29 protein-coding genes are annotated in these 25,147 nt (G+C 70.3%); 4 read left to right on the top strand and 25 right to left on the bottom strand.

Annotated elements, in window-relative coordinates; translation table 11 throughout:
* The first annotated feature begins 27 nt into the window (after positions 1-27).
* Positions 28-540, top strand: a complete 513-nt coding sequence (locus tag M8H82_RS25790; RefSeq protein ID WP_250077417.1) for a DinB family protein — start codon at positions 28-30, stop codon at positions 538-540.
* Between the two features lie 57 nt (positions 541-597).
* Here the strand turns inward: M8H82_RS25790 and M8H82_RS25785 are convergent, their stop codons facing one another.
* The 7 genes from M8H82_RS25785 to M8H82_RS25755 all read right to left on the bottom strand — a co-directional run bounded on the left by M8H82_RS25785 (position 598) and on the right by M8H82_RS25755 (position 6,238).
* Positions 598-1,470, bottom strand: coding sequence for an LLM class flavin-dependent oxidoreductase (locus tag M8H82_RS25785; protein WP_250077416.1), 873 nt, complete (start codon positions 1,468-1,470; stop codon positions 598-600).
* 10 nt (positions 1,471-1,480) lie between these two features.
* Positions 1,481-2,158, bottom strand: a complete 678-nt coding sequence (locus M8H82_RS25780; RefSeq protein WP_250077415.1) for a hypothetical protein — start codon at positions 2,156-2,158, stop codon at positions 1,481-1,483.
* Positions 2,155-2,790: a hypothetical protein gene (locus M8H82_RS25775; protein ID WP_250077414.1), complete on the bottom strand. Its 636-nt coding sequence runs from the start codon at positions 2,788-2,790 to the stop codon at positions 2,155-2,157. The genes M8H82_RS25780 and M8H82_RS25775 overlap by 4 nt, the downstream gene beginning before the upstream one ends.
* A gap of 86 nt (positions 2,791-2,876) precedes the next feature.
* On the bottom strand, positions 2,877-4,112 hold the full coding sequence (locus tag M8H82_RS25770) for a putative T7SS-secreted protein (RefSeq protein WP_250077413.1): 1,236 nt from the start codon (positions 4,110-4,112) through the stop codon (positions 2,877-2,879).
* Positions 4,109-4,435 (bottom strand): hypothetical protein, encoded by a 327-nt coding sequence (locus tag M8H82_RS25765; protein ID WP_250077412.1) that lies wholly within the window; start codon positions 4,433-4,435, stop codon positions 4,109-4,111. The genes M8H82_RS25770 and M8H82_RS25765 overlap by 4 nt, the downstream gene beginning before the upstream one ends.
* Positions 4,436-4,568: 133 nt before the next feature.
* A complete protein-coding gene (locus M8H82_RS25760) occupies positions 4,569-5,591 on the bottom strand; it encodes a hypothetical protein (protein WP_250077411.1) in 1,023 nt (340 codons plus the stop codon).
* On the bottom strand, positions 5,579-6,238 hold the full coding sequence (locus tag M8H82_RS25755; RefSeq protein WP_250077410.1) for a hypothetical protein: 660 nt from the start codon (positions 6,236-6,238) through the stop codon (positions 5,579-5,581). Before M8H82_RS25755 ends, M8H82_RS25760 begins: the two co-directional genes overlap by 13 nt.
* Positions 6,239-6,549: 311 nt before the next feature.
* Here M8H82_RS25755 and M8H82_RS25750 point away from each other — a divergent pair, with 311 nt between their 5' ends.
* Positions 6,550-7,683 (top strand): amidinotransferase, encoded by a 1,134-nt coding sequence (locus M8H82_RS25750; RefSeq protein ID WP_250077409.1) that lies wholly within the window; start codon positions 6,550-6,552, stop codon positions 7,681-7,683.
* A gap of 66 nt (positions 7,684-7,749) precedes the next feature.
* Positions 7,750-8,148 (top strand): DUF192 domain-containing protein, encoded by a 399-nt coding sequence (locus M8H82_RS25745; RefSeq protein WP_250077408.1) that lies wholly within the window; start codon positions 7,750-7,752, stop codon positions 8,146-8,148.
* Between the two features lie 34 nt (positions 8,149-8,182).
* On the opposite strand, the gene M8H82_RS25740 is transcribed toward M8H82_RS25745, so the two are convergent.
* The 14 genes from M8H82_RS25740 to M8H82_RS25675 all read right to left on the bottom strand — a co-directional run bounded on the left by M8H82_RS25740 (position 8,183) and on the right by M8H82_RS25675 (position 19,371).
* Positions 8,183-8,809 carry an OmpA family protein gene (locus M8H82_RS25740; protein ID WP_250077407.1) on the bottom strand — a complete coding sequence of 209 codons (627 nt, stop codon included), beginning with the start codon at positions 8,807-8,809 and terminating at the stop codon, positions 8,183-8,185.
* 9 nt (positions 8,810-8,818) lie between these two features.
* The gene (locus M8H82_RS25735; RefSeq protein WP_250077406.1) at positions 8,819-9,397 is read right to left on the bottom strand and encodes a hypothetical protein; all 579 of its coding nucleotides are present in this window, start codon (positions 9,395-9,397) and stop codon (positions 8,819-8,821) included.
* 34 nt (positions 9,398-9,431) lie between these two features.
* The gene (locus M8H82_RS25730) at positions 9,432-10,031 is read right to left on the bottom strand and encodes a pilus assembly protein TadG-related protein (protein WP_250077405.1); all 600 of its coding nucleotides are present in this window, start codon (positions 10,029-10,031) and stop codon (positions 9,432-9,434) included.
* The gene (locus M8H82_RS25725; protein WP_250077404.1) at positions 10,028-10,189 is read right to left on the bottom strand and encodes a Flp family type IVb pilin; all 162 of its coding nucleotides are present in this window, start codon (positions 10,187-10,189) and stop codon (positions 10,028-10,030) included. Before M8H82_RS25725 ends, M8H82_RS25730 begins: the two co-directional genes overlap by 4 nt.
* Positions 10,190-10,293: 104 nt before the next feature.
* Positions 10,294-11,037, bottom strand: a complete 744-nt coding sequence (locus tag M8H82_RS25720) for a response regulator transcription factor (protein WP_250077403.1) — start codon at positions 11,035-11,037, stop codon at positions 10,294-10,296.
* 4 nt (positions 11,038-11,041) lie between these two features.
* Positions 11,042-12,205: a sensor histidine kinase gene (locus tag M8H82_RS25715; protein ID WP_250077492.1), complete on the bottom strand. Its 1,164-nt coding sequence runs from the start codon at positions 12,203-12,205 to the stop codon at positions 11,042-11,044.
* Between the two features lie 300 nt (positions 12,206-12,505).
* A complete protein-coding gene (locus M8H82_RS25710) occupies positions 12,506-13,396 on the bottom strand; it encodes a DUF5936 domain-containing protein (protein ID WP_250077402.1) in 891 nt (296 codons plus the stop codon).
* A 15-nt stretch (positions 13,397-13,411) separates the two neighbouring features.
* Positions 13,412-14,356 (bottom strand): type II secretion system F family protein, encoded by a 945-nt coding sequence (locus M8H82_RS25705; RefSeq protein ID WP_250077401.1) that lies wholly within the window; start codon positions 14,354-14,356, stop codon positions 13,412-13,414.
* 16 nt (positions 14,357-14,372) lie between these two features.
* Positions 14,373-15,710 (bottom strand): CpaF family protein, encoded by a 1,338-nt coding sequence (locus tag M8H82_RS25700; RefSeq protein ID WP_250077400.1) that lies wholly within the window; start codon positions 15,708-15,710, stop codon positions 14,373-14,375.
* A 14-nt stretch (positions 15,711-15,724) separates the two neighbouring features.
* Positions 15,725-16,105 (bottom strand): TadE/TadG family type IV pilus assembly protein, encoded by a 381-nt coding sequence (locus M8H82_RS25695; RefSeq protein WP_250077399.1) that lies wholly within the window; start codon positions 16,103-16,105, stop codon positions 15,725-15,727.
* A gap of 1 nt (position 16,106) precedes the next feature.
* Entirely contained in the window at positions 16,107-16,493 is a 387-nt protein-coding gene (locus tag M8H82_RS25690; RefSeq protein ID WP_250077398.1) for a TadE/TadG family type IV pilus assembly protein, read from the bottom strand.
* 2 nt (positions 16,494-16,495) lie between these two features.
* Positions 16,496-17,734 carry a P-loop NTPase gene (locus M8H82_RS25685; protein ID WP_250077397.1) on the bottom strand — a complete coding sequence of 413 codons (1,239 nt, stop codon included), beginning with the start codon at positions 17,732-17,734 and terminating at the stop codon, positions 16,496-16,498.
* Between the two features lie 9 nt (positions 17,735-17,743).
* Entirely contained in the window at positions 17,744-18,451 is a 708-nt protein-coding gene (gene cpaB / locus M8H82_RS25680; RefSeq protein WP_250077396.1) for a Flp pilus assembly protein CpaB, read from the bottom strand.
* Between the two features lie 62 nt (positions 18,452-18,513).
* Positions 18,514-19,371, bottom strand: a complete 858-nt coding sequence (locus M8H82_RS25675; protein WP_250077491.1) for a hypothetical protein — start codon at positions 19,369-19,371, stop codon at positions 18,514-18,516.
* 220 nt (positions 19,372-19,591) lie between these two features.
* Here M8H82_RS25675 and M8H82_RS25670 point away from each other — a divergent pair, with 220 nt between their 5' ends.
* Positions 19,592-21,277, top strand: coding sequence for a chitinase (locus M8H82_RS25670; RefSeq protein ID WP_250077395.1), 1,686 nt, complete (start codon positions 19,592-19,594; stop codon positions 21,275-21,277).
* Between the two features lie 43 nt (positions 21,278-21,320).
* Here the strand turns inward: M8H82_RS25670 and M8H82_RS25665 are convergent, their stop codons facing one another.
* From M8H82_RS25665 to M8H82_RS25650, 4 genes are all read right to left on the bottom strand, one after another.
* Complete coding sequence (locus M8H82_RS25665; RefSeq protein WP_250077394.1) at positions 21,321-22,640, bottom strand: Nramp family divalent metal transporter; 1,320 nt, start codon at positions 22,638-22,640, stop codon at positions 21,321-21,323.
* A 45-nt stretch (positions 22,641-22,685) separates the two neighbouring features.
* The gene (locus tag M8H82_RS25660; RefSeq protein WP_250077393.1) at positions 22,686-23,099 is read right to left on the bottom strand and encodes an ATP-binding protein; all 414 of its coding nucleotides are present in this window, start codon (positions 23,097-23,099) and stop codon (positions 22,686-22,688) included.
* A gap of 76 nt (positions 23,100-23,175) precedes the next feature.
* Positions 23,176-24,072 (bottom strand): MEDS domain-containing protein, encoded by an 897-nt coding sequence (locus tag M8H82_RS25655; protein WP_250077392.1) that lies wholly within the window; start codon positions 24,070-24,072, stop codon positions 23,176-23,178.
* 34 nt (positions 24,073-24,106) lie between these two features.
* Positions 24,107-25,147: LuxR C-terminal-related transcriptional regulator (locus M8H82_RS25650; RefSeq protein WP_250077391.1), on the bottom strand; the 1,041-nt coding region annotated here is incomplete at its 5' end.

The following is a 25,147-nucleotide window of genomic DNA, read 5'->3' as shown; positions in this document are numbered from 1 at the left end:
CAGTGCCCGCTGCTAGTTTTCGGCGCTATGACGACCCCTGACACGACCAGTACGCCGTACACCGCCGGCGAAAAGGACACGCTCCACACGAGCCTCGACCGGATGCGGGACGCCGTGCTGGGGAAGCTGGAAGGGCTGGACGACGCGGAACTGCGCCGCCCGCTGACCCCGTCCGGCACGAGCCTGCTGGGCCTGGTGAAGCACCTCGGCTCCGTGGAGTACGGCTGGTTCGTCTCCGCCTTCGGCGGCGAGGTCGAGCCGCTGTGGTTCGACCCGTACACCGACGAGGACATGCGCGCGGACCAGGGCGAGACCACCCAGCAGATCATCGACTTCTACGGCCGCGCCCGCGCCGCGGCCGACCGCACCATCGACCAACGCGCCCTGGACGACCTCGGCCGCCCGGACTGGCGCGGCGAGGCCGTGTCCCTGCGATGGGTCCTGGTCCACATGATCGAGGAGACGGCCCGGCACGCGGGCCACATGGACATCGTGCGCGAACTGATCGACGGGGCTGTGGGGGACCGGCCGGCGGGGTGAGCGCCGTCCCGTCCTAAGTGACCAGCGACCGTCCTGCCCACATGACCAGCGGCTGTCCTACGTGACCAGCGGCCGTACCTTCTCGGCAGCGAAGCGGACGAAGCCCTCGGGGTCGGGTTCGTCGGCCGTCGGCTGGAGTACGACGGTGTCGGCGCCGGCCTCCGCGAGGCGCTGGACGGCCTCGGCGACGGCGGCGGCGTCCCCGGCGACACCGAGGCCGGGGACGTCCGCGACTCCTTCGTCGGTCAGCTCCTTGCGCAGCCGATCGGCGGCGTGGGCACCGGTGGCGGCGAGGAGGTAGACGACCACGGGATGCGCATCGGTGCGCCCGGCGGACTCCCGCCCCTCCTCGATGAGCTGCCGGGCCCGGCGTACGCCGTCCGGTGGATTGGACGCGGTCAGCAGCGTTCCGTCGGCGGCCTCACCGGACAGGCGGAGGGAGCGGGGCCCGGTGACCCCGGCGAGCACGGGGACGGGCCGGGCGGGCGGCCAGTCGAGGCCGACGTCGTCGAGACGGACGTACCGCCCCTCGGTGGTGAGCCGCTCCCCGCGCAGCAGCGCCCGCAGCGCGAGGAGGTGCTCCCGCAGGAGCGTGACCGGCGACTCGACCCGGGCCCCCACCTGCCCCATCCAGTCCTGCACTCCGTGCCCCACGGCCAGCACGGCCCGTCCCGGGAACATCCGCTCCAGCGTGGCGGTCTCCATCGCGGTGACGGCGACATTCCGCAACGGCACGGGCAGCAGCCCGATCCCCACCCGCACCCGCTCGGTCCACGCGAGCGCGGCGGCAGCAGCGGAGATCCCGCCCTCCCGGAAGCAGTCCTCCCACAGCCACAGCTCCTCAAGACCGCTGTCGTCGGCCAGCCGGGCGATGGAACGGAGGTTCTCGGGGGGCAGTTGGGGGCGGAAGATCGCGCCTAGTTGGGTCATGGGGGTGTTCCTACCCCTTCGGAGGGCGCTCCTCCAGTGGATTACGGAAGCAGACCGTTTCCACGATTCGCCGAAGGATCGCCCGGTACTGCTCGCGGCGGGCCAGAGCGGTGGTGCTGAGGGCGAGCACGGCCAGCCGCTTGCCGTCGGGATGGGGCAGGTGGGCCCTGAGCTGCAGCAACGGCTGCTGCGGCAGTGGGGTGCCGGCAGGCGGCGTGAGGATCGCTTCGCCGAGCGACGCGGGGCCGCAAGGCAGTTCCCGGTACTCGACGCGATCGAAGCCCGAGACCGGGGCGACTGCCCGGGCCGCCGTCGCGGCGCGCGGAGCGACGGCCGTGGCACGCCAGGACACGGTGAACCAGGACACCAACGGCAGCCCGTCCCCCGCGTCGCCGACATCGTCCCGGTGCAGGCCGAGCGCGCAGTGCACGGTCCCGGCCGCACGCAGCGCGGCGAGCAGTTGCTGGCCCGCCGCCACGTGCGCGACGAACCGGAGGCGGACCGTGTCGTCCGGGGCCGAGTCCAGGAAGGGCGCCGCCGCGGCGCGCAGGGCGTCAGCCGCACGGGAGCCGGGCTCGGGGAGCAGGGTGTCCAGGGGCAGGGGCAGGAATCCGGGCGGCTCGGCGAACCACAGGTCCGCGTGCGGGTCCACGGCGGAGTCGTCGACGACGATCGTGGGAGCGCTCATGGCTCCTGCCCGGCGGGGGCGGCGGCCGGAGCCGGCACGAGGAACCGGGCCCCGGCCCGGCGGGCGCGTTCCAGGTCGTGCGGGGTGGCGTCCTCCCAGTGCCTGCGTACGGCGCGCTGCTCGAAGGCGGACGGCCGGTACAGGAAGTGCAGCCGGCGCGGAGCGGCGCCGCGCCGGTCGCTGACCGCCACGACGCCCAGAAACCGCGGATCCCCGGCGAACCACAACGGGTCCAGCCGGGCCTTGAGTTCGGGCTTGGTACGAGGGCCGCCGATGTGGCGCAGCCACCAGTACGAACGGTGATGCTTGACGAAGGTGAGCGGGATGCCCTTGCCCTCCGGGCGGGCAGGATCCGGGAACTCGATCCAGATCCCGCCGTCCTCCGCGTCCGGGTGCTCGTCGAGGCCGCGGGGGGTGTGGGTGAGGAGTTGCCAGGGGTAGTGCTGGAGGACTCGGAGGGTGCGGAGGGCGGTGGGGAGGCAGCGGAGTTGGAGGACGGTTCGGTACATCGCGTAGCAGAGGGGCAGCGCGAAGAGAAAGGCGAAGCCAGGGGACAGGAATACGACGAGCACGTAGAGCAGGCCGGTCCAGGCAGCGGGCCAGCCCACGAGCCCGACGACATGCGCAGCCATGTGTCCCCACCAGGACCGGCGAGTCGGGGGGTGATCCCACGCGGTGGGGCATTGAGCGGGATTCATGAATGCCTCTCTCCTTCCGGTCAGAAGACGTGCCGAGCAAGGCGGTAGATGCCGCCGGAGTCGAGTACAAGACGTGCCCCGTCGATCCCGGCGACGGCACCGTCCTTGACGCCGTCGTCCTCGGCGTCCACCAGCTTGTTGTGGAGGCCGAATCCGCCGGTCCCCACGCCGGCCAGACCTGATGCGCCCTGCACGACCTTGGCAGCCCTCTCCGGATCGCTGAGACCGCGCACCGCTCTGAGTACCAGCGGGTTGTCCAGTTCAGCCACGGCCTTCACCTCATCCATCGTCTTCGTGCCGTAGAGGGCCACCTTCTCCCTGAGGCTGACGGCTTCGGTGCTGCGAAGGGCCGCCCTGGAGCCCGTGTACGCGCCCTTTCCGACGGCCCCTACGCCGGGCAACGCCCCCGCCGCATCGGCTCCCGTGGACACCAAAGCGCTCCAGAAGTCGGCATCGAGCTCACCCTTGGTGAAGCCGTCCTGCAACGACGCCCACGTCTCGGCGTCGGAGAGCCGAAGAGACAACGCCGTAAGGCTGATCGCCGAGGACCCCAGCATCAGCAGTCCCGCGGTCGCGAGACTCCACCCCAGCGGACCGGAGAGGAGGAGCACCGCCACGGCGATCATGCCCGCCAGAAAGCTCAGGACGTCCGGCAGGTTCTCGCCCAGCCAGTCGAGCGCGTCGTCGAGCCAACCCGGCTCGTGGGGCGCCAGCTTCTTCGTCGCGCCCCGGATCCTCTCCGCCCGGTGCTTGGCCCTGGCCTCGTGCTCCTCCGCAAGCCGCCGCGCCCGGCCGAGCACCTTGTCCAGCTCCGACCGGGCATCGTCGGCATCCGCATCCGTCCGCTCCTCCGCACGCTTCACCGCGGCCCGCGCATCCTGCGCGTCGTCCTCCAGCCGCTTGGCCCGCCGCTGGAAGTCGTCGAGTTCGGTCTCCCAACGGGTGAGCTGGGCGACGGCCTTGCGGAGCGAACGCGCGGCGTTCTTCAGGTTCCGCGGCAGCGGACCGCCGTCGAGCTGCTCGCGGAAGGCTACGGCGGCGTCACCCTTCCAGTAGCTGCCGTCCAGGAGTTTGGTGACGAGGCCGTGGGCGTCGTCCAGGACCGTCGCGCAGGCGGCGAGTTTGCGGTGCAGGTCGCGGACGGTCTCGGTGCTGCCGGGTACCGGGTTGAAGCCGAGATGGGGATAGGGCAGGTGCGAGAGCGACGGGCCGGGGGCGGCGGCGCCGGTGCGATCGGCGCCAGGGGCGAGCGTCACTTCCGGACACCGTCCCCGCCGCCGCCCGCCCCGGCGGCCTTCTTCAGGGCCTCCTCGAGGGCCTTGTCGACCTCCAGATAGCTGTCCCGGCTCTTGCCGATGATCTCGGCGAGGTCCTCCGTCTGCTTGCCGATCTCCTCGGCGCCGTACTGCCAGTCCTCCTGGAAGCCCTCGCAGGCGCGGTCGAGATCGTCCGTGCCGAGACCGGTGACCGTCGAATCGCGGAGGGCCTTGCGGACTCCGGCGAGTGAACTGGTCGACTTGCGCAGCGCGTTCATGAAACGCGTGAGTTCGTCGCCGTCGACGGCCAACCGCCCAGCCATGTCCTGTCCCCTCTGCCCGCGGATCTTGCACCGCAGGGAGAAACGACACGGACGCCCATTCATGGCGTACGCGGAAGTGCTCCCCCTCTTCAGGGGGAGCACTTACCGGACAGGGAGAAGGACGTGGAGACGGTCAGCGGTTGATGGCCTGGATCTCCTGTACGACGACGTTCTGGGTGGCGCCGAAGGTGCCGTCGGGGAGGTCACCGCCTGCTCCGCTGGTGCTTGTCCAGTTGATCTCCCAGGTGATCGTGGCCTGGAGGGGGAACGTGCCGTCGCCCGAGGAGCGGAGGTACTTCACTCCGCAGGGCGGGGTGCGGTCGGCCTTGCCCTTGGCGTACGGCTCACCGATGCGGCCGTTGTTGATCTCGCAGACACCGGACGCGGGGTAGGTGACGGCGTCGGCCGTGCCCGGCTCGATCTGCAGGGAGACGGGTGTTGCCGTCGCGGTTGCATCGAGCTGCAGCACCGGTACGGACGCGGTGACCGAGACCGGCTTGAACTCGGCGGCGTCCAGCCAGCTCCAGGTCGGGAGGTTGACCTTGGTGGCGTTCGCGGGGGCGAGGGTGACCTCGGTGCCGGGGACGCGGATCTCGGCGTAGGCGAGTTCGGCGAGGATCTCCGGGGTTATGGCGTTCTCGATGCCGGGGGGCGGGGGGTCACCGAGGTCCACCCAGAAGTAGTCCGCCTCGCAGGAGTCCCAGCCCGGAGGGTAGCTCTCGTCGACGTAGGAGCCCCACCAGTAGCCCTTGCCGGTCTTGTCCTTGTTGAAGCCCTTCTCCGGGTCCTTGGCGTTGTACTTCTCGCGCTGCTCGGCGTCCCACTGATAGCCCGTCGACTCCGCGTTCCAGATCGGCTCCAGGTACTTCTGGAGCTGCTCGGGCGTGTACTTGGGGGCGTACCAGCAGGGCGGGGGGCTCCAGTTGGTGCTGGAGGTCAGGGTGCCGGTGGACTTGCCGCTGCCGTTCTTGGAGTGGTCGAAGACGACACCTCCGGCGGTGACGGAGACGGTGTCGCCGTTGACGTTGGCACCCTGTCCCGTGTCACCGTTGTTGTCGTAGCCCCCTCGGGCGAAGGCTGTCTGCGCGGCGAAGATGGACGCGCATACGAGCGTCAGGACCGTTGCGGTCCTCGCCGAGTTCCTTACGGTTGGCACGCCTTGTCTCCCCCGTTCGAGGCGATGTTGGTGGTCTGCCAGACTCCCTTGTCGTTCTTGGTGAGGCTGGTGTTGTACAGCACGTAGGAGTCCGCGGTGGCAGGCGACTTGTCGACCTTCCCGGTCTTCCGGTCCTTGATGTAGGACTTGCTCTCGTCGGAGCAGTAGGTGACGTAGGCCTTGTCGGATCCGGACAGGGTCACCTTGTAGTCGAAGTACCGGGTCACACCGACCCAGGTGTCACCACCGTCGATGTACTGCTGCACGAAGGTGATCGACGACTCGAGCGCCTTGCCCGTGTTGTAGAAACCGAGCGCCTTCGTGCCCGTGTCCCCCTCGAAGATCGCTTCGTCCACGGAGTTCACACTCAGGGCGCTGTCAGCGAGCACGGCGTCCTTGGTCGCGTCGCCCGTCTTCTGGTCCTCGAAGACGTTCTTGGCATCGGACGGGAAGGTGATCTTCGGCCGGTCACCGGAGTCCGAGGCGTCGGCCGTCGGGGACGGAGACTTCTCGCCCCCCGTCTCGGCTCCCGCGATCTTGTCGTTGTCCTTGTCCTTGGAGCTGTCGTCGCTCCCGCACGCGGACAGCGTCAGGGCCGCTGCGGCGGTCAGCGTGATCGCTGTGAGGAGGGTGGGGCGGCGGTTCACGGTCGGCTCCCGGTGAGGCGAGGCTTCTCTTGAGCGAAGCAACGCTATCGACCGGGATGTGGCGACACCAGAGTGGCGCCCGTCAACCGACGGGGCGTATGCACGCAAATCTCCCGTCCCTGCCCTTGAACGCGCTATAACGGTTGCATAACGCACCGGTCCCCACGTCGAAGTCCACCCCGAACACTTCGTTCCGCTTATGAACGAGCAAAGGAGACCGTGCGGGAAGCGCACCGTTTTGAATACTGGCTCCGGGTGACTCGACCGATGCAGAGAGTTCGACTTCAGCCATCGAGAGTGGACCCCATGTGATGTTGCAGTCATCGCCCGCCTCGGCCGTCTCGACCGTCTCGACCGCCGAGCCCTTCGCCTCACCGGTCAGCTCCCACAACGAGTGGGACCCCCTGGAGGAAGTCATCGTCGGACGGCTCGACGGGGCGACGATCCCCTCCAGTCACCCCGTCGTGACCTGCAATATCCCGAGGTGGGCGGCGCGGCTGCAGGGTCTGGCCGCCGGGGCGCGGTACCCGCGGGTACTGATCGAGCGGGCGCAGGAGGAGATCGAGCAGTTCGTCGCGCTGCTGGAGTCCTTCGGCGTCACGGTCCGCCGTCCGGACGCGGTAGAGCATCGCCGGCGTTTCCACACCCCCGACTGGTCGTCCCGCGGATTCTGCAACACCTGCCCCCGCGACAGCATGCTCGTCATAGGCGACGAGATCATCGAGACCCCGATGGCCTGGCCGTGCCGGTATTTCGAGACGCATTCCTATCGGCCGATCCTGAAGGACTACTTCCGGCGCGGCGCGCGGTGGACATCGGCTCCGAAGCCCCAGCTCACCGACGAACTCTTCGACCCCGATTTCCGCGTCCCGGCGGACGGCGAGCCCATGCGCTACATCCTCACCGAATTCGAGCCGGTATTCGACGCGGCCGATTTCGTGCGCGCGGGGCGCGATCTCTTCGTCACCCGGAGCAATGTCACCAACCGCATGGGGATCGAATGGCTGCGCCGCCACCTCGGGCCGGACTATCGCATCCATGAGATCGAGAGCCGCTGCCGGGCGCCCATGCACATCGACACGACGTTCGTGCCGCTCGGCCCCGGCAAGGTCCTGGTCAACCCCGAGTACGTCGATGTCGACCGCCTGCCCGACGTCCTGCGGTCGTGGGAGGTACTGGTCGCTCCCCCGCCCGACCCGCTGGACGACCGGCTGCTGAAGATCACTTCGATGTGCGGGAAGTGGCTCAGCATGAACGTCCTCATGCTCGACGAGAAGCGCGTGATCGCGGAGCGGCATCACACGTCGATGCTGCGTGCGCTCGAGTCGTGGGGGTTCGAGCCGGTGCCGTGCGACCTGCTGCACTACGCGCCGTTCGGCGGCTCGTTCCACTGCGCGACGCTGGATGTACGGCGGCGCGGAACGCTCCAGTCGTACGTCTCGTAAGTCCGCCGGAGCCCGGCGGGGCCCGGCGCCCGACTAGGTCGCCTCAGAGCGGGGATGTACTCGCCCATGGGTCGGCAATGGAATGACGGGCGCGGGAAGTTGATTGTTCCGGATGAGTCATCGGCGCGCCCGCGTGGCGCCGAGCTGCCTCTGGAGATCGCCGCGTCCTACCGGGCCCGCAGGCGCGGGTTGCTGGGGCGGGACTCGGTTGAGGGCGCCCTCCTGCTCTCCCCCGCCAACAGCGTGCACACGATCGGCATGCGGATCCCCATCGACGTCGCGTACCTCGATCGCCGACTGCGCGTCATCGCCGTACGCACCATGAAACCCGGCCGCCTCGGCCTCCCCCGCCCCCGAGCCCGATACGTCCTGGAGGCGGAGGCGGGGGCCATGGCCGGGTGGGGGCTTGAAGTGGGCGCCCGGGTGGAGGTGGAGGCGGAAGTCGTGGGGGGTGTGGGCGGGTGAGAGGGCGGGGACGTGGCCCCCTGGCAGCGTCGCGTCAGTTGTCCGAGCGGGGGAAGGAGACCTCTACCCTTCGGTTCTTCTTTCGGCTGGACTCCGAGTCGTTGGACGCGATGGGGTATTGCTCGCCGTAGCCGCGGACCTCGTAGGTGATGTTCGGGTTGTTCAGTTCGCCCTTCAGGATGTCCTCCACGGCGTTGGCGCGTTGCTTGGAGAGGACGTCGCCGTGGGCCGAGGAGCCGAGGTTGTCCGTGAAGCCGAAGACTCGGATCTTCGTGGCCTGCTGGGTTTTGATCTCTTCCGCGATCGCTGCGATGCGGGCCTTTGCCTCGCCGTTCAGCTTCGCGCTGTCCTTGGGGAACAGGACCTCTGCCTGAAGCGCGAACTTCACGTCCGCATTGGTGTCCTCGCGGCGTTCGTCTCCGCTCTGGTCTTCGACGACCTGCTTGATGTCCAGCACCTTCGCTTCGGCGAGCGTGGCGCCCTCCGGGAGTTTCAGGTCCGGGTCGTTGGGGTCGACTTCGACGGGTGCGGTGGCTGTGGCTTCGGTGCCTGGGGGGACGCTGGGGTTGTCGTCGGCGTGGGCCGTGGTGACGCCGTAGAGGGTGGTGGCGAGCATGACGGTCGCTGCTGCCATGGCTGAAGTGAGGTTCCTGGTCGTCATGGCGGTGCCTCAGCCGGAGATCTGGATGGTGGCCGCGGCGAACGTGGGGAGCTGGAAGGTGACTTCGGTGGTGTCTGTGGGGGGTGCCGGGAACTGCATGAAGACGGGGATGGAGTCGCCCGCCTTGATCCTGGGCATGTCGGTCGTCGTCAGCGGTCGGCCGTCAGTGTCACGCAGCACGTAGTAGCGCTTCTTGCTCGCGGAGTCGACAAGTGTTGCTCCGCCCAGCGACGATCCGTGCCTGAGGATCTCGGTCTCGTCACCAGAGGTTCGGACCGAGACGCGAGCGGCCTCGTCACCGTCGTTCTTCATTTCTCCGCTGACCGTGACGAACCCACCTGAGTCCCTCTGAGCAGAAGTGAGCCGGAGGACAAGCCCTTCCTCTCCCCTCAGTTCGGCCAGAAGTTCGTCCGTTCCCTCCTGAGCATCCGGGGCGGACCCACTGTCCTTCGAGGCTGATGCCGACGACTCCGGCTTCTTGTCGTCGTCACCCCCACCGCCACAGCCGGCCACACCGACGGCCAGACCGGCCGCAACGGTCAACGCGACCATTCCCCTGCGGGCCTTCGTAGTGAACCGAATGCTCATTCCGCTGCTTCCTTCATCCCTTGTCGTTCGGTTGTCAGTCAGCCAGATGGACGTCGAAGAGGTCTTCCGGGCCCGGGAGATCGGTGAGGTCCTCCGGATCCAGCTCCCAGTCCTCGTCCTCGCAGGTGAGTACCGGCAACTCGTCGTCCTCGGCACCCTCGCCCGGGAGTTCGAACCCGCAACGCGGCTCGATCACCGCCTTTGCGGATGCCCGCGAGTACTTGCCCTCCGTGCCCGGGACGATGGACTCTCCGACGGACTTGTCCGTCTGGACCTCGACCGTGTACTCCAATGGGCCGGTTTGACCGCACGTCTCGACATGGGCGTCGTTCTGCGCGGCGAGTTCGTCCGCCCGCCAGCACGAGGGCTCAAGTCCAGGCACAAGGCCGTCGAAGATGTCCTGCCACTTGGTCGGGTCGAGTACGTCCTCCACCCACTTGCCCGCAAGCTGGTCCCGGGTCTCCTGCGCTGCCGCGAGCGCAGCCGCATCAGCTGCCGTCTGGGCACCGTTCCGGTTCGCTGCGGCCTGGCCGACCGCGAGGTAGGCGAACGCGAGAAAGAGCAGGGCCCCCACCACGGTGATGTAGATGGGGAACGCCTGCCCTGAGTCGCCGTACCTGCGAACTTGGGTCAACCGGTTACCTCGTCGACCTTGTCCACGATGGCGTCGTAGATCGTCTGACCGATGTCCGTCCCCGTGATCGCCAACACGATCGCAACGACCACCGCAATGATCCCCAGGTACTCCACCGCCGTCTGGCCCTTGTCGTTCATGTTGAAGCGGTTGTTCATGGGGGTTCCCTTCGGTTGCGGCTGTGGTGCCGGAACCGTAGGGCCGCTGGTGGTGCGGGGACGAGGGTCCGTGGGCCCAAAGGTGGGCCCAGATGCGGGGCATGTCAGTTCACCCCCAGCCACTTGGCGGCGGCCTGCGCCCGGGTGGTGCTGTGGAGTTTGGCGAAGATGCGGTTGATGTGGTTCTTGACCGTCTTCTCGCTGATGAAGCACGCGGCGGCGATCTGCTGGTTCGTCATGCCCGATGCGATCAGGTTCATGATCTCCGCCTCCCTCGCGCTGAGTTGGTACCTCACCCTGCCCGAAGACTCTCCCACATTCGGTTGCACTTGCGAAAGAGGTTCGCTGAATTCCCTCGGTGGAGGGACCGATTCCGTATGCTGCTGCGAATCCGCACCCCGGCGGAGCTGGCTGAGGAGTGCGTCCGCCGCCGTCGGCGTGAAGTGGGGTTTGCCCTGTCGGATGTCGCGCACCGCGTCCACCAGCTGCGCAGCCGTGAACTCACCGTGCACCAGGTAGCCGTTCGCGCCCTTGCGCAGCGCCTCCTCCACCGTCGCCGACTCCCTGCTGTACGTCAGCATCATCACCGGGGCGAGGTCCACCAGGTACGGCAGTGCCGTGAGGCCGTCCACGCCGGGCATCTGGACGTCCAGGAGGACGACGTCGGGGTGGTGGCGGAGGGCCGCTTCGTACGCCTCCTGGCCGTCCGCCGCTTCGGCTACGACCGTGATGTCGCTGCGGCCCGTCAGCAGGGCCGTCAGGCCCGCCCGGACCACCGGGTTGTCGTCGGCCACCACGACGCGGAGCGGGCGCGCGGGGGCGGGTGTGGGGAAGTGGGGGTGTGTCATGCCGTCATGTCCTTCGTGGCGCCAGGGGGAGTTCCAGGAGGACTTCCGTGCCTTTCGGGTGGTCGCCGCGGCCCATGCGGATCCGGGCGCCCACGGACGCGGCCCGTTCGACCATGCCGATCAGGCCGAAGTGACCGGCCCTGCGGAGTTGTTCGAGGGTGGTTCCCGGAGGGAGGCCGCGGCCGTCGTCGTACACGCTGATGCGCAGCAGGTCGCCCTGCACGCCCGCGCGTACGTCCACGCTGGTCGGGGTGGCGTGGCGGTGGGCGTTCTCCATGGCCTCCGCGGCGATGGAGAGGAGTTGGCGGGTCACCGCGGGAGGCAGGGGTGGGGCGGGGCTGGTGGGGTGGTAGGTGGTGGGGAGGCCTGTTCGGGTGGTGAAGTCGGCGGTACGGGACTCCAGTTCCTTCAGGACGTCCGCCGTCGAGGGTTCGTGGCGGCGCAGGTCCACCAGGAGTTCGCGGGATTCCGTTGCCGCTCTGCGGCTGGCTCGGGCGACCAGGTCCGCCTGCTGGGTGATCAGGGCGGGGTTCTGGGGGATGGTGGCCGCTGTCGCCGCCAGGCCGTCGGCGGCCAGGGCCACGCCGTGCAGGGTCTTGGCGACCGAGTCGTGCATCTCCCGTGCCAGACGCGCCCGTTCGGCGGCCACGGCCTCGGTGGCCGCCAGGCGGGCCCGGGTCTCGGCCAGGGCCTGGGTCGCGGCGCCGAAGCGGAGGACGAGGTTGCGCAGGGCGGAGCCGCCCGCGCCGGTGATCACGCAGAAGCCGGGCAGGAGCAGCTTCTCCGCGAGGCTCGTGTCGGCCTCCGCCGTGGTGGCGTAGACGAGGAGGAGGATCAGGGACTGGAGGCTGGCGAAGACGGCCGCGGCTCGGTAGCCGTAGGCGATGCCGGCGAGGAGGGGGGTGCAGACGCTGACGTAGGCGAGGGGGGTGTCCGGGCCCGCCGAGACCAGGAGCAGGGCGCCGAAGAGGGTGTCCAGGGCCAGGAGGGTGGGGTGGCGGAGGAGTAAGGGGCCGAAGCGTTCCCAGTCCCTGAAGAGGGCGTAACTGGTGATGAAGGTGACCACCACGGCCGCGCCGACCAGGCGGGTGCCGAGTCCGGGGGCGGCGTTCAGGAGAGCCGCGGGGGCGGAGAGGGCGAGCATGGCGAGGCGGAAGCCGAAGACCATGCGGGTGGTGGCCTGGAGGGCGTTTATCTGGAGGGCGAGGGTGGGGTCCTGGGAGCGCGTGGGGTCCTGTAGGCACGTGGGGTTCTCAGGGCGCGTGGGGCCCTGGGGGCGCGCCATAGCGGATGCCCCCTGCGGTTCGTTCAGCTCCCGCGGTGGTGTCAGGGACCCTCGCAAACCCCTCACCCCCACCCCGATGCCCGGCCCCTGCCTCAGCCCCTGCCTCAGCCCCTGCCCCTGCCCAAGCCCCTGCCTCAGCCCCAACCCCGTTCCCAACCCCAGCCCCATACCCATGCCCGTCCCCTACTCCCCCGTGATGGAGCCGAAGTCCGTCCCCGAGCCCAGCAGCAGCCCCGCCCCGAGCAGGATCATCGTGGCCGGAACCATGAACGTCGTGATCATCATCGTGGCCTTGGGAACGGCCCTCGCCGCCTTCCGGCGGGCGTTCTGCGCGTCCGTCCTGCGCATGTCCTTCGCCAGTGCCACCAGCGTGTCCACGATCGGCGCCCCGAGTTCCTCCCCCTGCTGGAGGGCGGTCACGAACATGGCGACCTGTTCGGAGTCGTTCCGGCGGCGGAGTTCCGCGAAGGCCTGGCGGCGGCTCATGCCCAGGTCCATCTGGCGGAGCGTGATGCGCAGTTCGTCCGCCCAGGGGCCCTCGTAGCGGGACGCCACGCGGTCCAGTGCCTGCCGGAAGCCCAGGCCCGCGCTCACCACCACCGCCAGTACGTCGAGGAAGTCGGGCAGGGTCCGTTCGATCACGTCCTTCCGGATCCGGATCGCCGACCAGATGCCGACCTCGGTCCAGAAGGCGCCGAAGGCGAAGAGCAGCAGGGCCACCAGGTACTGGCCCCGCATCAGGAACACCAGCCCGCCGACCGCGCCCAGGAAGCCGTACACCGCCCGCCGGGCCGCGTAGCGGTCGATCGTGAGGCCGCCGGGGTTGCCCGCCAGGTCGATCTTGCGGCGGTACTTGGCCACCTGCTTGGGGCCCATCAGGCGCAGGACCGCCGGCGCGTACCGCATGCCCATGCGGTCGATCAGCGAGTCCACCGCGCCGGTGCGGGTGGCGCCCACCTCCAGTGCCAGCTGGAGGTCACCGGGCAGTTTCGCGTCCGCCCGGTACATGCGGATGCCCGCGAAGGCACCCCACACGCTCAGTCCCATCAGCAGGGCGAGCAGCAAAGCCGTCATGGTCCGCCCTCCCCCCTAGACGTCGATCCGCGACAGGCGGCGGATCATCACGAAGCCGATGACGTACAGCCCGAACGCCACGAGTACCGCCACCTGTCCGGCCGGTGAGCCGGTCATCCGCTCCAGTGCGCCGTCCTTGACGCCGTTCATCAGGAACAGGGAGCCGATGCCGAGCGCCGGGACGGCGTACGACGTCATGCTCACCTGGGAGAGCTGGGTGCGGATCTCCCGGCGGGTCTCCTTGCGCTCCTCCAGCGTCTCGGTCAGGTTGCGCAGGGCGCTGACCACCTGGCCGCCGGCCCGGTTCGACAGGACGAGGGTCGTCACCAGCACCACCAGTTCCCGCGAGGGCAGGCGGTCCGCCAGCTCGCCCAGCGCGTCGTCCATCGAGGCGCCGATCGCCAACTGGTTGGCGACTTTGGACAGCTCCTCGCCCGCCGGGGCATCCAGCTCGTCCGCCGCCATGCCGATCGCGGTGCGCAGCGCGAGGCCGGCCTGGGTGGCGTTGGCCAGGATGCGGGCCATTTCGGGGAGTTGGTTGATGAACTTCTCGATGCGCTTCTGCCGTTGCCAGTTGAGGAACTGGACGGCCGCCCACACCCCCAGCAGTCCCGCGATCGGGCCGAAGAACGGCGCCAGTGTCGCCTGGCCGACCAGCCACAGGCCCGCCACCGCGGCCAGCATGTAGACGAAGAACTCGCCCGGCGTCACGTCGAGGCCGGTCGCCGCCAGCCGCAGTTCCAGCTTCCGGCCGAGCTTCGTGCGGCGCAGTCTGCGGTCCAGGTCGCCGAAGCGGCGCCGGCGGCCCCCGGTGGTGATCTGTCCCGTCGCCGAGAGGCGGTCCACCAGTGCCTGGCGCTGGGCCCGGCCGGCCGCGTAGGCGTGCAGGCCGGCCACCGCCAGGGCGCAGGTCAGCAGGGTGATGCCGGTGGTCAGCGTGATCAGCGTCTGGAATTCCATCGGTTCCGTTCCCTCCCTACCTGGCCGCTCGGATGGCCAACTGCTCCACGGTCCGCGCCACCCCGAACGCCTGTGGCACCGGCTGGTTGGCCATGTAGAGGCGGTCCGCGGTGCGGCGCGGGAGCGGGTAGTACTCGAAGACGCCGTAGACCCGGCCGTCGGCCGCCATGGGCTGGGCGTTGAAGCGGGCGACCGTGGCCAGTCGGTACGGTTCGCCGCCGTGGCTGTCGAGGACGGCGATCTCGGTGATGCGGCGGGCGCCGTCGGCGAACCGGGTGAGCTGGATGATGACGTCGACGGCGCTGTTGATCTGGTCGTGCAGCGCCTCGAAGGGGACCTCCACGTCGGACATGGAGGCCAGCGTCTTCAGCCGCATCAGCGCGTCCTCCGTGCTGTTGGCGTGCACGGTGGCGAGGGAGCCGTCGTGGCCGGTGGACATCGCCTGGAGCATGTCCAGGGACTCGCCGCCCCGGACCTCGCCGACGACGATGCGGTCGGGGCGCATCCGCAGGGAGTTGCGGACCAGGTCGCGGATGGTGACCCGGCCCTGGCCCTCCACGTTCGGCGGGCGGGACTCCAGGCGGATCACATGGCCCTGCTGGAGTTGCAGTTCGGCCGAGTCCTCGATCGTGATGATGCGCTCGACCTCGGGGATCAGGCCGGACAGGGCGTTCAGGAGGGTCGTCTTTCCGGTGCCCGTCGCGCCGGAGACGATGATGTTGAACTTCGCCTGCACCAAGCCCGCGAGCAGGTACACCATCTGTTCGTCCAGCGAGCCGAGGCCGACCATCTCGTGCAGGGTGAAGGAGCGCGGGAAGCGGCGGATGGTGAGGGTGGCGCCGGTCAGGGAGAGCGGCGGGATGATCACGTTGACCCGCTCGCCCGAGGGCAGTCGCGCGTCCACCATGGGGTTGGACTCGTCGACCCGCCGGTTGACCGTGGAGACGATCCGCTCGATCGTCTGCATCAGCTGCTCGTGGGAGGGGAAGCGCAGGGGCAGTTGTTCCACCCGGCCCGCCCGTTCCACGAAGATCGCGTCGGGGCCGTTCACCATGATCTCGGTGATCGACGCGTCCTCCAGCAGCGGCTCCAGGATGCCCAGGCCCAGCGCTTCGTCGACCACTCGGCGGATCAGCTGCGAGCGCTCGACCGTGGAGAGGACAGGGCCGTCGCGGCTGATGATGTGGCCGAGGACGCGTTCCAGGCGGGCCCGGCGTTCGGCCGCGGCCAGCGAACTCATCTCCGCGAGGTCGATCTCCTCCAGCAGCTTGGCCCGGTAGGAGGCGACCAGATGGCCGTCCTCGCCCCTGCTGCCGTTCTCCTCGGGGGTGTTGATGCGGGCCCGCAGGCTCATGGCTCTCGTGCTCCTCAGTGGTCGAGCGGCATGGTGGCGGACTTGGTGGCGCCCCCGAAGTCCCAGCCGGGCACGATGGACGGGATGCCGACGGTCGCGGTGACCCGTACCTCGTCGCCGCCCCCGGCGCTCGCGCACGTGGTCCCGTCGGCCAGCCAGCCGCTCACCGCGGCCTGGCAGTCCTGCGCGAAGGGCCCCTCCAGGGAGGCACTGCGCGCCCCGGCGCGGGCGGCGGTGCCCGCCTGCTGGGCGGTGTAGGCGATGAGCCCGATCTGTACGGCCGCCATGGCGACCAGGATCAGTACGGGGATGAAGCCCAGGTACTCCAGGGCCACCTGGCCGCGGTCCCGGGTGCTCGCCCGGGGACGGCCCCGGCGGCAGCGTTCGTACGGCATCTCAGTCCGTCGCCTCCTCTACCGCCCCCGCGTGCCCCTCCACCGTGAAGGGGAAGCCGATCGACCCGGGGAACAGGACCGGGACCTCCAGCCGGACCTCGGCGGTCACATACCCTCCGCCGGTCGCGCAGGTCACCTGCGCCCCGCCCTCCCAGGCGGTGGGCAGCTTGTCGAGGCCCGCCGCCTGGCAGGCGCCCTGTCGGGCACCGGGGTCGGCGGCGGTGCCCGCGCGTACGGCCTCGTCGGCGGCGTTCCCGGCGAGTGTGAAGGTGTAGCCGAGCAGCGCGCACTGCCACATCAGCACGAGCGTCAGGATGATCAGCGGGGTCATGCCGAGGAACTCGATGGTGACCTGGCCCCGGTCGTCCCGGCGGCGGAGTACGCGCATGTCTACCCCCCGATCTCCTTGCGGCGGCGGAAGCTCACCGCGCCCCGGCCGCCCCGGCGGTCGACCGCCGCGGCCTTGACCAGGCCGAGTTCGCCCGCGAGGGTCCACAGGGCCTGCTTGACGGTGCTCTTGGCGTCGAGTTCGTGCAGGCGGCCGGCGTCCACCACGGCCTGGAGCTCCTTGAAGTGGGCGGGGATCGCGGTGGCCGCGAGCGCGGTGCCGGTGATCTGGCGGATCAGGGAGGGCTGGATCTCGGTGCCGCGGCTGTGGCGGTTGACGACGACCATGGTCTCCTCGGCCTTGCGGACCTGGAGGCGGTCCCACATGCGGACGGCGCGTTTGGCGCCGCGGACGGCGATCACGTCCGGGGTGGTGACCAGCAGGGAGGTGTCGGCCATCTCCACGATCGCCGCTCCGGCGCCGCTGAGCTGGGCGCCGCAGTCGACGATCACGACCTCGTAGCGGGCGCGCAGGGCGCTGACGATCTGCCGGGCGGCGCGGTCGGTGACCTCCTCGCCGCGTTCGCCCTCGCCGGGCGCGAGCAGCAGGGCGAGCCCGCTGTCGTGGCGGAAGACGGCGTCGGCCAGGACGCGCGGGGAGATGTCGGAGATGCCGGCGAGGTCGACGACCGAGCGGCGGAACTGGACGTCCAGGTAGGAGGCGATGTCACCGGTCTGGAGGTCCATGTCGAGCACGGCGGTGGGGCGGCCGGAGGCCTGGGCGGCGAGGGCGAGCTGGACGGCGACGACGGTGGTGCCGACCCCGCCCTTGGCGCCGCTCACCGTGACGACGGTGCCGCCGACGCCGGTGAACACCTCGACGGCGCCGCCCAGATGGCGCCGTACGCCCGTCGACCACTGGGCCACGGCCTGGACCCGGGTGGCGAGTTCGTCGTAGTGCAGCGGCAGGGCGACGAGGCCGCGGGCGCCGTAGTCCATCGCCGCCTGGAACAGGCCGGGGCTCGCGTCCGAGGTGACGAGGATGACGCCGACCGCCGGGAAGCGCAGTGCGACCTCGCGGATCAGCTCCAGGGCGGGGACCGGGCCGATGCGCTCATGGACGACCACGACCTCGGGCAGTTCGTCGACGGACTCGGCGGCCAGCCGGGCGAGGGTGTCGATGAGCTGGGTGGAGTCGACCACCGGGGCGACCGGCTCGGCGTCCGGGAGCTGGCTGAGCAGGGTCGTGACCGACCGGACCGCGTCCGCGTCACCGACCGCCGGGAGGATCCTCGTGGGCATGCGGGCCTCTCACTTGTCCTTCGCGAGTTCGTACGTCCGGTCCGACTCGGGGACCGTGCTGCCGCCGCCGGGCGCCACCAGCGCGAGGCGGACCCGCTGGGCGAACGACTCGGCGTACGTGAGGCGCTGGGCGTCGAGGGTGGACAGCGCGAAGGTGATCGGGACGGCGTCGGTGGGCTGCCGGTTGCGGTCCTCGGCGTCGGGTTTCAGCGGGGTCAGGTCGCCCACATCGAGGACCTTGGCGTTGGTCACGATGATCTTGGACTGGGCGGGGGCGCCCTCCCGCTCGCCCTCGAAGGTGGCGTAGACGTTCACGGTGGAGTTCGGGGTGATCTTGCCGGCCACCCCGGTCGCCGCGTCGATCATGATGGCGACCTCCTGCTGCCCGGGCTTCAGGGCCGGCTGCGCGACGATCATGTCGCTCTGCAGCAGGGAGCCCTTCTTCAGGGTGGTGACCGCGATCTTGCCCTCGATCTCGCGGAGATCGGTGACCGCGTTGTCGGACAGCCACCGCTCGGGCATCGAGATCTTCTCGAACTGGGCGGCGCCCAGGGGCTTGTACGGTTCGACGTCCGCCTTGAGCCGGTAGGCGGTGACCTCGGGGCCGACCTTGGACTCGGCGTCGTCGATGACGGACAGCACGCCGGCGAAGGCGCCGAGGGCGCAGACGACCGACAGGATCAGGAGTATCACGCCGCGGCGCTGACGGGAGTTCATGAACCGTGCAACCTCATTGGGGGAATCGGTCGGGATCGGTCGGATGCGGCTTCCGGGTTCGGTCAGCCTGCGCGGGTCTCGGGTACGGGCGGGGTGGCGGAGCAGAAGACACAGCGGTCGCCGATGACGTCGATGCCGCACCAGTGGCAGGCGCTCCGGCGGACCGAGGTCACCAGCTGGTACAGCACGGACAGGTCGGACAGGTAGGCGCAGAACTCGATCAGCCGCCCGGTCCCCCACCACCGCTCCGACTCGGCGGGCAACGGCACCTCGCGCAGGCCCTGGACGTTCCAGGACTTCGCCAGGGTGTCGGTGACCCAGTCGGACTGGAGCTGGCCCTTGGCGACCAGCATCCGGGTGCCGAACTCCGGGCCGGACAGCGCTGCTTCGGGGCCGATGCGGACGAGCTGCGGTTCGGGGTGGGCGAGCACGCCGAACTGGCTGCCCGGGACCCAGGACCTGGTGTGGGACTTGAGCCCGACGGGGACGCGGTCGAGCTTGGCGACGGAGCCGAGGAGCGCCCCGGCGTGGATGTAGTGCGTGAGCAGGCGGCCCGCCGAGGCGAGGACGCCGGGGCTGAGGTCGCAGGAGGCGAGCTGGCGCAACTGGCGGACCAGGACGGCGAGTCCGAGCGGCGGCAGTTCGGGGTGGAAGAGGGCGATCCGGTCGCTCTCCATGAGGGCGCGCAGGGTGCGCAGCCGGCGTTCCACGGCGGGATCGAGGGCCTCGGAGCAGACGACGATGAGGTGGCCGTGCTGCTCGACGACCGCTTGCAGGGCGGTCAGGGACCGGTCGAGCGGCTGCCGGTCCAGGCCCTGGAGCACGACGGCGGGGACGGTCCGTTCGTCCTGCGGCGGCAGCGCCAGGTCGGCACTGGTCACGGCGATGGCAGTTGGCACGCGCAGCTCCCCACTCCCCATGCCCGCCGGCCCGACCGGCGTCACTCCGGTACCCAGGACACACAGCCGACTTCACTGCGTGACTACGTGAGCACTGTATCCACGGGTCCATGACCGGAGAACAGCGTTTCTGTAGCTATGAAGGAACTGGCGATCCACAAGTTGCGGCAAATCGGGGCACGTTGAGCATCTCGGCGCCCGCTCTTGACAAGAGGATTGGTCTGGACCAACGTATTTTGACATGTCCATACGCAGACGATCGACACGTCTCTGGACGGGTGCCGTCACCCTGGCGCTCGCCCTCTCCCTCGCGGGCACCGGCCAGGCGGCCGCCGCCGATGTCAACAACGCCAGGAACGCCGGCTTCGAGTCCGGCCTGACCGACTGGACCTGTTCCGCCGGCAGCGGTACGGCCGTCTCCTCGCCGGTGCACGGCGGCTCGGCCGCGCTCAAGGCGACCCCGGCCGGGCAGGACAACGCCCGCTGCACCCAGGCCGTGGCGGTCCAGCCGAACGCGACGTACACGCTCAGCGCGTGGGTGCGGGGCGGGTACGCCTATCTGGGCGTCACCGGCACCGGCACCACGGACGTGTCGACGTGGACGCCGGACTCCGGCAGCTGGAAGCAGCTGACCACCACCTTCAGGACCGGCTCCGCGACCCGGTCGGTGACGGTGTACACGCACGGCTGGTACGGCCAGGCCGCCTACTACGCCGACGACCTGTCCGTGTTCGGGCCCGACGGGGGCGGCGGCGGGGACCCGGAACCGACGGTCCCGGCCGCGCCGGGCGGGGTGACGGTGTCCGGGCGGAGCTCGTCGTCGATCTCCCTGGCCTGGAACACGGTCCCGGGCGCCACCGGCTACCACGTCTACCGGAACGGCACCAAGGTCACGGCGGTCAGCGGCACGTCCGCGACGGTGACCGGGCTCGCGCCCTCCACCTCGTACTCCTTCCAGGTCACGGCGGTGAACTCGGCCGGTGAGTCACCGCGGTCGGCGACGGTGACGGGGACGACCACGGCGACCCCGACCGTGCCCGCGCTGCCCAAGCACGCGGTGACCGGGTACTGGCAGAACTTCAACAACGGCGCGGCCGTGCAGAGGCTGTCGGACGTCCAGGCGCAGTACGACATCATCGCGGTCGCCTTCGCCGACGCCACCGGGACCCCGGGCGCGGTGACCTTCAACCTCGACTCGGCCGGGCTCGGCGGGTACACCGTCGACCAGTTCAAGGCGGACGTCCGGGCGAAGCAGGCGGCCGGGAAGAAGGTCATCATCTCGGTGGGCGGCGAGCGGGGCACGGTGTCGGTCAACGACTCCGCGTCCGCGACGAACTTCGCCGATTCGGTGTACGCGCTGATGCAGGAGTACGGCTTCGACGGCGTCGACATCGATCTGGAGAACGGGCTGAACGCGACCTACATGACGCAGGCGCTCAGGGCGCTGTCGGCCAAGGCGGGACCGTCGATGATCCTGACGATGGCTCCGCAGACCATCGACATGCAGTCGACGTCGAACTCCTACTTCCGGACGGCGCTGAACGTGAAGGACATCCTCACGGTCGTCAACATGCAGTACTACAACAGCGGTTCGATGCTGGGCTGCGACGGCAAGGTCTACAGCCAGGGCTCGGTCGACTTCCTGACCGCCCTCGCCTGCATCCAGCTGGAGGGCGGCCTCGACCCGTCCCAGGTCGGCCTGGGCCTGCCGGCCTCGACCCGGGGCGCGGGCAGCGGGTACGTGTCACCGACCGTGGTGAACAACGCGCTCGACTGTCTGGCGAAGGGCACCAACTGCGGTTCCTTCAAGCCGTCCCGGACCTATCCCGACCTGCGCGGCGCGATGACCTGGTCGACCAACTGGGACGCCACGGCGGGCAACGCGTGGTCCAACGCGGTGGGCCCGCACGTGCACGCGCTGCCGTAGGCGCCGTCCCCCGACGAAGAGGGCCGGCCGTGGCCGGAGTCCGTCAGAAGAACTCCGACCACGGCTGGTCCCAGATCTGCTTCACGCACAGGACCAGGAACAGCAGCCCCGCGATCACCAGCATGGAGTTGCTCAGGGCGCCGTTGCGCCACTCCCTCGGCGTGCGGGCCGAGTTGAGGAGCCAGAGCAGGGTGCCGGCCAGGAACGGCAGGAACGCCGCGCCCAGGACGCCGTAGATGATGATCAGGCGGAAGGGCTGGCCCTGGAAGAGCAGGACCATCGGCGGGAAGGTCAGCCACAGCAGGTAGATCCGGAAGGGCAGGCTGCGTTCGCGGCGGCCGGCCGCGATGTCCTCGCCGCGGGTCGCGTCACCCCTGCGGTAGCGCTCGACGAAGTCCGCGAACATCAGGCTCACCCCGTGCCAGACGCCGATCAGCGAGGTGAACGAGGTGGCGAAGAAGCCGATCAGGAAGAACTTGGCGGTCGCCGTGCCGTACTCCTCCTCCAGGATGTCGCTCAGCTGGAGCAGCCCCTTGTCGCCGCTCGCGAGCGCCACGTTCGCGGAGTGCAGCAGCTCCGCGCCGACGAAGAGCATCGAGACGACGAAGATGCCGGTGGTGGCGTAGGCGACCCGGTTGTCCAGGCGCATCACCTTCATCCAGCCGGTGTTCGTCCAGCCCTTGGCGTTGACCCAGTAGCCGTACGCGGCCAGCGTGATGGTGCCGCCGACCCCGCCGATCAGGCCGAGGGTGTTCAGGACGGAGTCGTCGGCGTCGGGCAGCACCGGCAGCAGCCCCGCGAAGGCGTCGCCGAGGTTCGGGGTGACCCGGATCGCCAGGTAGACCGTCACCACGAACATGACGCCCACCAGGACCGTCATGACCTTCTCGAAGACGGCGTACTTGTTGAACCAGACGAAGACCAGGCCCACCAGCCCGCAGGCGATCCCCCACCACTCCAGGTCCATCACATCGGGGAAGAGGGCCTGCAGGGGCAGCGCGCTCGACGACATCGCCGCCGCGCCGTAGACGAAGCCCCAGATCACGACGTAGCCGACGAAGAACCAGGTCGTCCACCGGCCGAGGCTCGCCCAGCCGTCGAAGAGGGTGCGGCCGGTGGACAGATGCCAGCGGCCCGCCGCCTCGGCCAGGGAGATCTTCACCAGGCAGCCGATGATCGCGGCCCACAGCAGCGTGTACCCGAAGCTGCTGCCGGCGATCAGCGTGGCCACCAGGTCGCCGGCGCCCACACCGGTCGCGGCGACCACGATGCCGGGGCCGATGTACTTCCAACTGGACTTGCGGGGAGAGGAGTCGATTGCGTCGGCCTGTGGTGCCTGAGGGTTTCCCGAGCTGTCCGCCATGCAGATCAAGAAACCGCAGCGGGCCCGGGCCGACAAGAGGGCGCGTCAGAGTTCGAACCACACCGTCTTGCGCTGCCCGTCCTGATGGCAGCCCCATCTGCGGGCCAGCGCGTCCACCAGGAACATCCCCCGCCCGCTCTCCGAACTGCCCGCCTCCAGCACCTGCGGGGTGCGCCGGCCGGTGTCCTGCACCTCGCAGCGAATGACGCCCCGCGCGGCGGACAAGGTCACCCGGAAGCGGCTCGCCGAGTGCAGCAGCGCATTGGTCGCCAGCTCGCTGACCAGCAGCTCCGCGGTGTCCAGCAGCTCGTCCTGGCCCGTGAGCCCCCATCCCTCCAACTGCCTGCGCACCTCGGCGCGGGCCTCGCGGACCGCGGAGGGGCGGGGGTCGTACTCCACGGTCAGATGACCGGCTCCGACGGGCGGTCGGCGGTGGAAGCCGTTCCGGAGTTGCAGCATGCTGTCCATGGTCGTCGGGCCGGGGGCGGGGCGCACGGGTAGATATACCTGTTTCCCCGCCCGCGGGTCCCGGGTCCTACCCGTACTGCAGGCGTACGGTCGCCCCCGCCGCGTCGTCCCGGACGTCGACGTAGGCACAGACCTGGCGGGCGTACCACAGGCCCTGGCCCGGCTCCAGTTCGCCGGTGTCCGGCGGGACGAAGCCGGCCAGGGGGTCGCCGACGCGGCGGGCGGAGCGCAGCTCGCAGACGCAGGCCGGCGCCTCGCCCCACAGCCGGACCCGGTCGAGCGGGCCGAGCGCGGCCGCGGCCTCGGTGACGGCCAGCGCGAAGAGTTCGGCGTCCGCGGCCGGCAGCCCGCTGCCGCCCGCCCAGGCCCGTACCGCCTCGGCGTCCGCGCCGGTCAGCGTGCGGGCGTCCGCGGGGGGCGGCGGCAGGGGTACGGAGTCCAGCTCGGCGGCGAGCCGTACCGGGTCCTCGTACACGTCGGTGTCGGGGTGGGCGCGGCGGGCCTCGGCGATGAGGGCGGGGCCGGCGGTGCGGGTGTCGTAGACGCAGAGGGCGGTGGTGGCGAACGGGGCGAACAGGAGGTTGGCGAGGGCCTCGTAGCGGATCCACTCGGCGCTCTCGCGCGGTGAGCGTCCGGCGCGGCCGTTCCAGACGGGTTCCATGAGCAGGTGGATACGGCCGCCGGGGCCGGCGTGCGCGGCGAGGTAACCGGCCGCTTGGGCGACGGCGTTGGCGGCGGAGCCGGTGTACCAGTCGGTGTGCGGGAGGAGGACGGCGCTCTTCGCGTCGGCGCCGAGGGCGTCCCGCAGGAGGTCCAGCTTGTCGGGGGCGGCGACGGCGACCGGCGGGGGTTCGCCGGGGCTGTCCAGGGCGTGGGCCAGGAAGGGGACGGCGGCGGCCACGAAGGCGTCGTCGGTGCCGAGGACGGTCATGCGGTGGTCGAACACCTGTGGTTGGCTGCTCACGCGTTCCCCTGTCTGTGCCGTGTGCGGTGGTGGGTCAGCGCCGGGCCGTGACCCAGGCGGCGAGTTGGCTGCGGTTGTCGAGGCCGAGCTTGCCGAGGATGCGTTCCACGTGGCCCTCGGCGGTGCGGCGGGCGATGACCAGGCGGTCGGCGATCTGGTGGTTGGCCAGGCCCTGGGCCACGAGGTCGGCCACCTGGGACTCACGGGGCGTCAGGTGGGAGCCCTTCGGCCCGCCGGCCGGGTCCGGGGCGCCGCGGGCCTCGTCGAGCGCGTGCCCCACGAGCTCCGCCAGCTCCAGCTCACCGCCGTACCGGTACGCCTTCTCGTACGCCGACTCGCCGAGGGACTGGCGGGCGCGGCGCTCGCTGTCCTCGCGGGGCGTCGTGAGGGCGGCCGAGCCCCAGCGGTCGCGGTCGATGCCGGACCAGACCCGGTCGGCGCCGCCGAGCAGGAGCGCCGCGTGGTGGTGGGCGCCGGTCTCGGTGGCGATCCGGGCCAGCAGGTCGAGGGTGAGGGCGATGCCGGTGACGTCGTGGACGGCGAGCTTGCGGCGCAGGGCTTGGTGGGCGTGGTGTTCGGCGGCCGGCCAGTCGCGCTTCACGGTGTGGGCGAGGGCGAGCATCCGCGACACGTACGAGTGCACCCACTCCTCGCCGTGCCGCTCGCACAGCCTGCGGGTCTCCTCGCAGACGGCGACCGCCCGGTCCGCCTCGCCCAGGAAGCCCAGCGCGCAGGCGAGTTCGACGCGTTCCAGGCCGACCAGGCTCAGGTGCTGGCCGGGGACGCGGCCGCGGTCCGCGGCGGCCTCGAAGTGGGCGAGGGCGGTGGGCAGGTCGCCGAGGAAGAGGGTGATGACGCCGATGACGTAACCGGCGTGCGCCGCCTCGGCCTCGTCGCCCAGCGCGAGGGCGAGCGCGCGGGCCTCCTCGGCGAGGCGCCGGCCGTGCTCGAGCTCCCGGGTGACGGCGGCGAGCAGCCCGGCGACCCACAGCGCGCGGGCCCGCTCCACCGTGGGCTCGGGATTGGCCTCAAGGGCCCGCTCCACCCAGTACCGCCCCTCCCGGGGAGCCCCGCA

It is taken from the genome of Streptomyces sp. YS415, assembly GCF_023544665.1.
GTDB lineage: Bacteria > Actinomycetota > Actinomycetes > Streptomycetales > Streptomycetaceae > Streptomyces.
The sequence above is the reverse complement of the archived record's forward strand: the minus strand, read 5'-3'. Positions and strand labels throughout refer to the sequence as shown.

Coding starts and splice junctions, on each gene's coding strand:
- M8H82_RS25720 (WP_250077403.1), bottom strand. CDS start 11,037: ATGACACACCCCCACTTCCCCACACCCGCCCCCGCGCGCCCGCTCCGC.
- M8H82_RS25695 (WP_250077399.1), bottom strand. CDS start 16,105: ATGCCGTACGAACGCTGCCGCCGGGGCCGTCCCCGGGCGAGCACCCGG.
- M8H82_RS25740 (WP_250077407.1), bottom strand. CDS start 8,809: ATGACGACCAGGAACCTCACTTCAGCCATGGCAGCAGCGACCGTCATG.
- M8H82_RS25675 (WP_250077491.1), bottom strand. CDS start 19,371: ATGGGGAGTGGGGAGCTGCGCGTGCCAACTGCCATCGCCGTGACCAGT.
- M8H82_RS25665 (WP_250077394.1), bottom strand. CDS start 22,640: ATGGCGGACAGCTCGGGAAACCCTCAGGCACCACAGGCCGACGCAATC.
- M8H82_RS25700 (WP_250077400.1), bottom strand. CDS start 15,710: ATGAGCCTGCGGGCCCGCATCAACACCCCCGAGGAGAACGGCAGCAGG.
- M8H82_RS25705 (WP_250077401.1), bottom strand. CDS start 14,356: ATGGAATTCCAGACGCTGATCACGCTGACCACCGGCATCACCCTGCTG.
- M8H82_RS25685 (WP_250077397.1), bottom strand. CDS start 17,734: ATGCCCACGAGGATCCTCCCGGCGGTCGGTGACGCGGACGCGGTCCGG.
- M8H82_RS25785 (WP_250077416.1), bottom strand. CDS start 1,470: ATGACCCAACTAGGCGCGATCTTCCGCCCCCAACTGCCCCCCGAGAAC.
- M8H82_RS25710 (WP_250077402.1), bottom strand. CDS start 13,396: ATGACGGCTTTGCTGCTCGCCCTGCTGATGGGACTGAGCGTGTGGGGT.
- M8H82_RS25735 (WP_250077406.1), bottom strand. CDS start 9,397: ATGAGCATTCGGTTCACTACGAAGGCCCGCAGGGGAATGGTCGCGTTG.
- M8H82_RS25670 (WP_250077395.1), top strand. CDS start 19,592: ATGTCCATACGCAGACGATCGACACGTCTCTGGACGGGTGCCGTCACC.
- M8H82_RS25765 (WP_250077412.1), bottom strand. CDS start 4,435: ATGGCTGGGCGGTTGGCCGTCGACGGCGACGAACTCACGCGTTTCATG.
- M8H82_RS25790 (WP_250077417.1), top strand. CDS start 28: ATGACGACCCCTGACACGACCAGTACGCCGTACACCGCCGGCGAAAAG.
- M8H82_RS25745 (WP_250077408.1), top strand. CDS start 7,750: ATGGGTCGGCAATGGAATGACGGGCGCGGGAAGTTGATTGTTCCGGAT.
- M8H82_RS25750 (WP_250077409.1), top strand. CDS start 6,550: ATGTTGCAGTCATCGCCCGCCTCGGCCGTCTCGACCGTCTCGACCGCC.
- cpaB (WP_250077396.1), bottom strand. CDS start 18,451: ATGAACTCCCGTCAGCGCCGCGGCGTGATACTCCTGATCCTGTCGGTC.
- M8H82_RS25775 (WP_250077414.1), bottom strand. CDS start 2,790: ATGGCTGCGCATGTCGTCGGGCTCGTGGGCTGGCCCGCTGCCTGGACC.
- M8H82_RS25780 (WP_250077415.1), bottom strand. CDS start 2,158: ATGAGCGCTCCCACGATCGTCGTCGACGACTCCGCCGTGGACCCGCAC.
- M8H82_RS25660 (WP_250077393.1), bottom strand. CDS start 23,099: ATGCTGCAACTCCGGAACGGCTTCCACCGCCGACCGCCCGTCGGAGCC.
- M8H82_RS25690 (WP_250077398.1), bottom strand. CDS start 16,493: ATGCGCGTACTCCGCCGCCGGGACGACCGGGGCCAGGTCACCATCGAG.
- M8H82_RS25725 (WP_250077404.1), bottom strand. CDS start 10,189: ATGAACAACCGCTTCAACATGAACGACAAGGGCCAGACGGCGGTGGAG.
- M8H82_RS25715 (WP_250077492.1), bottom strand. CDS start 12,205: ATGGTCTTCGGCTTCCGCCTCGCCATGCTCGCCCTCTCCGCCCCCGCG.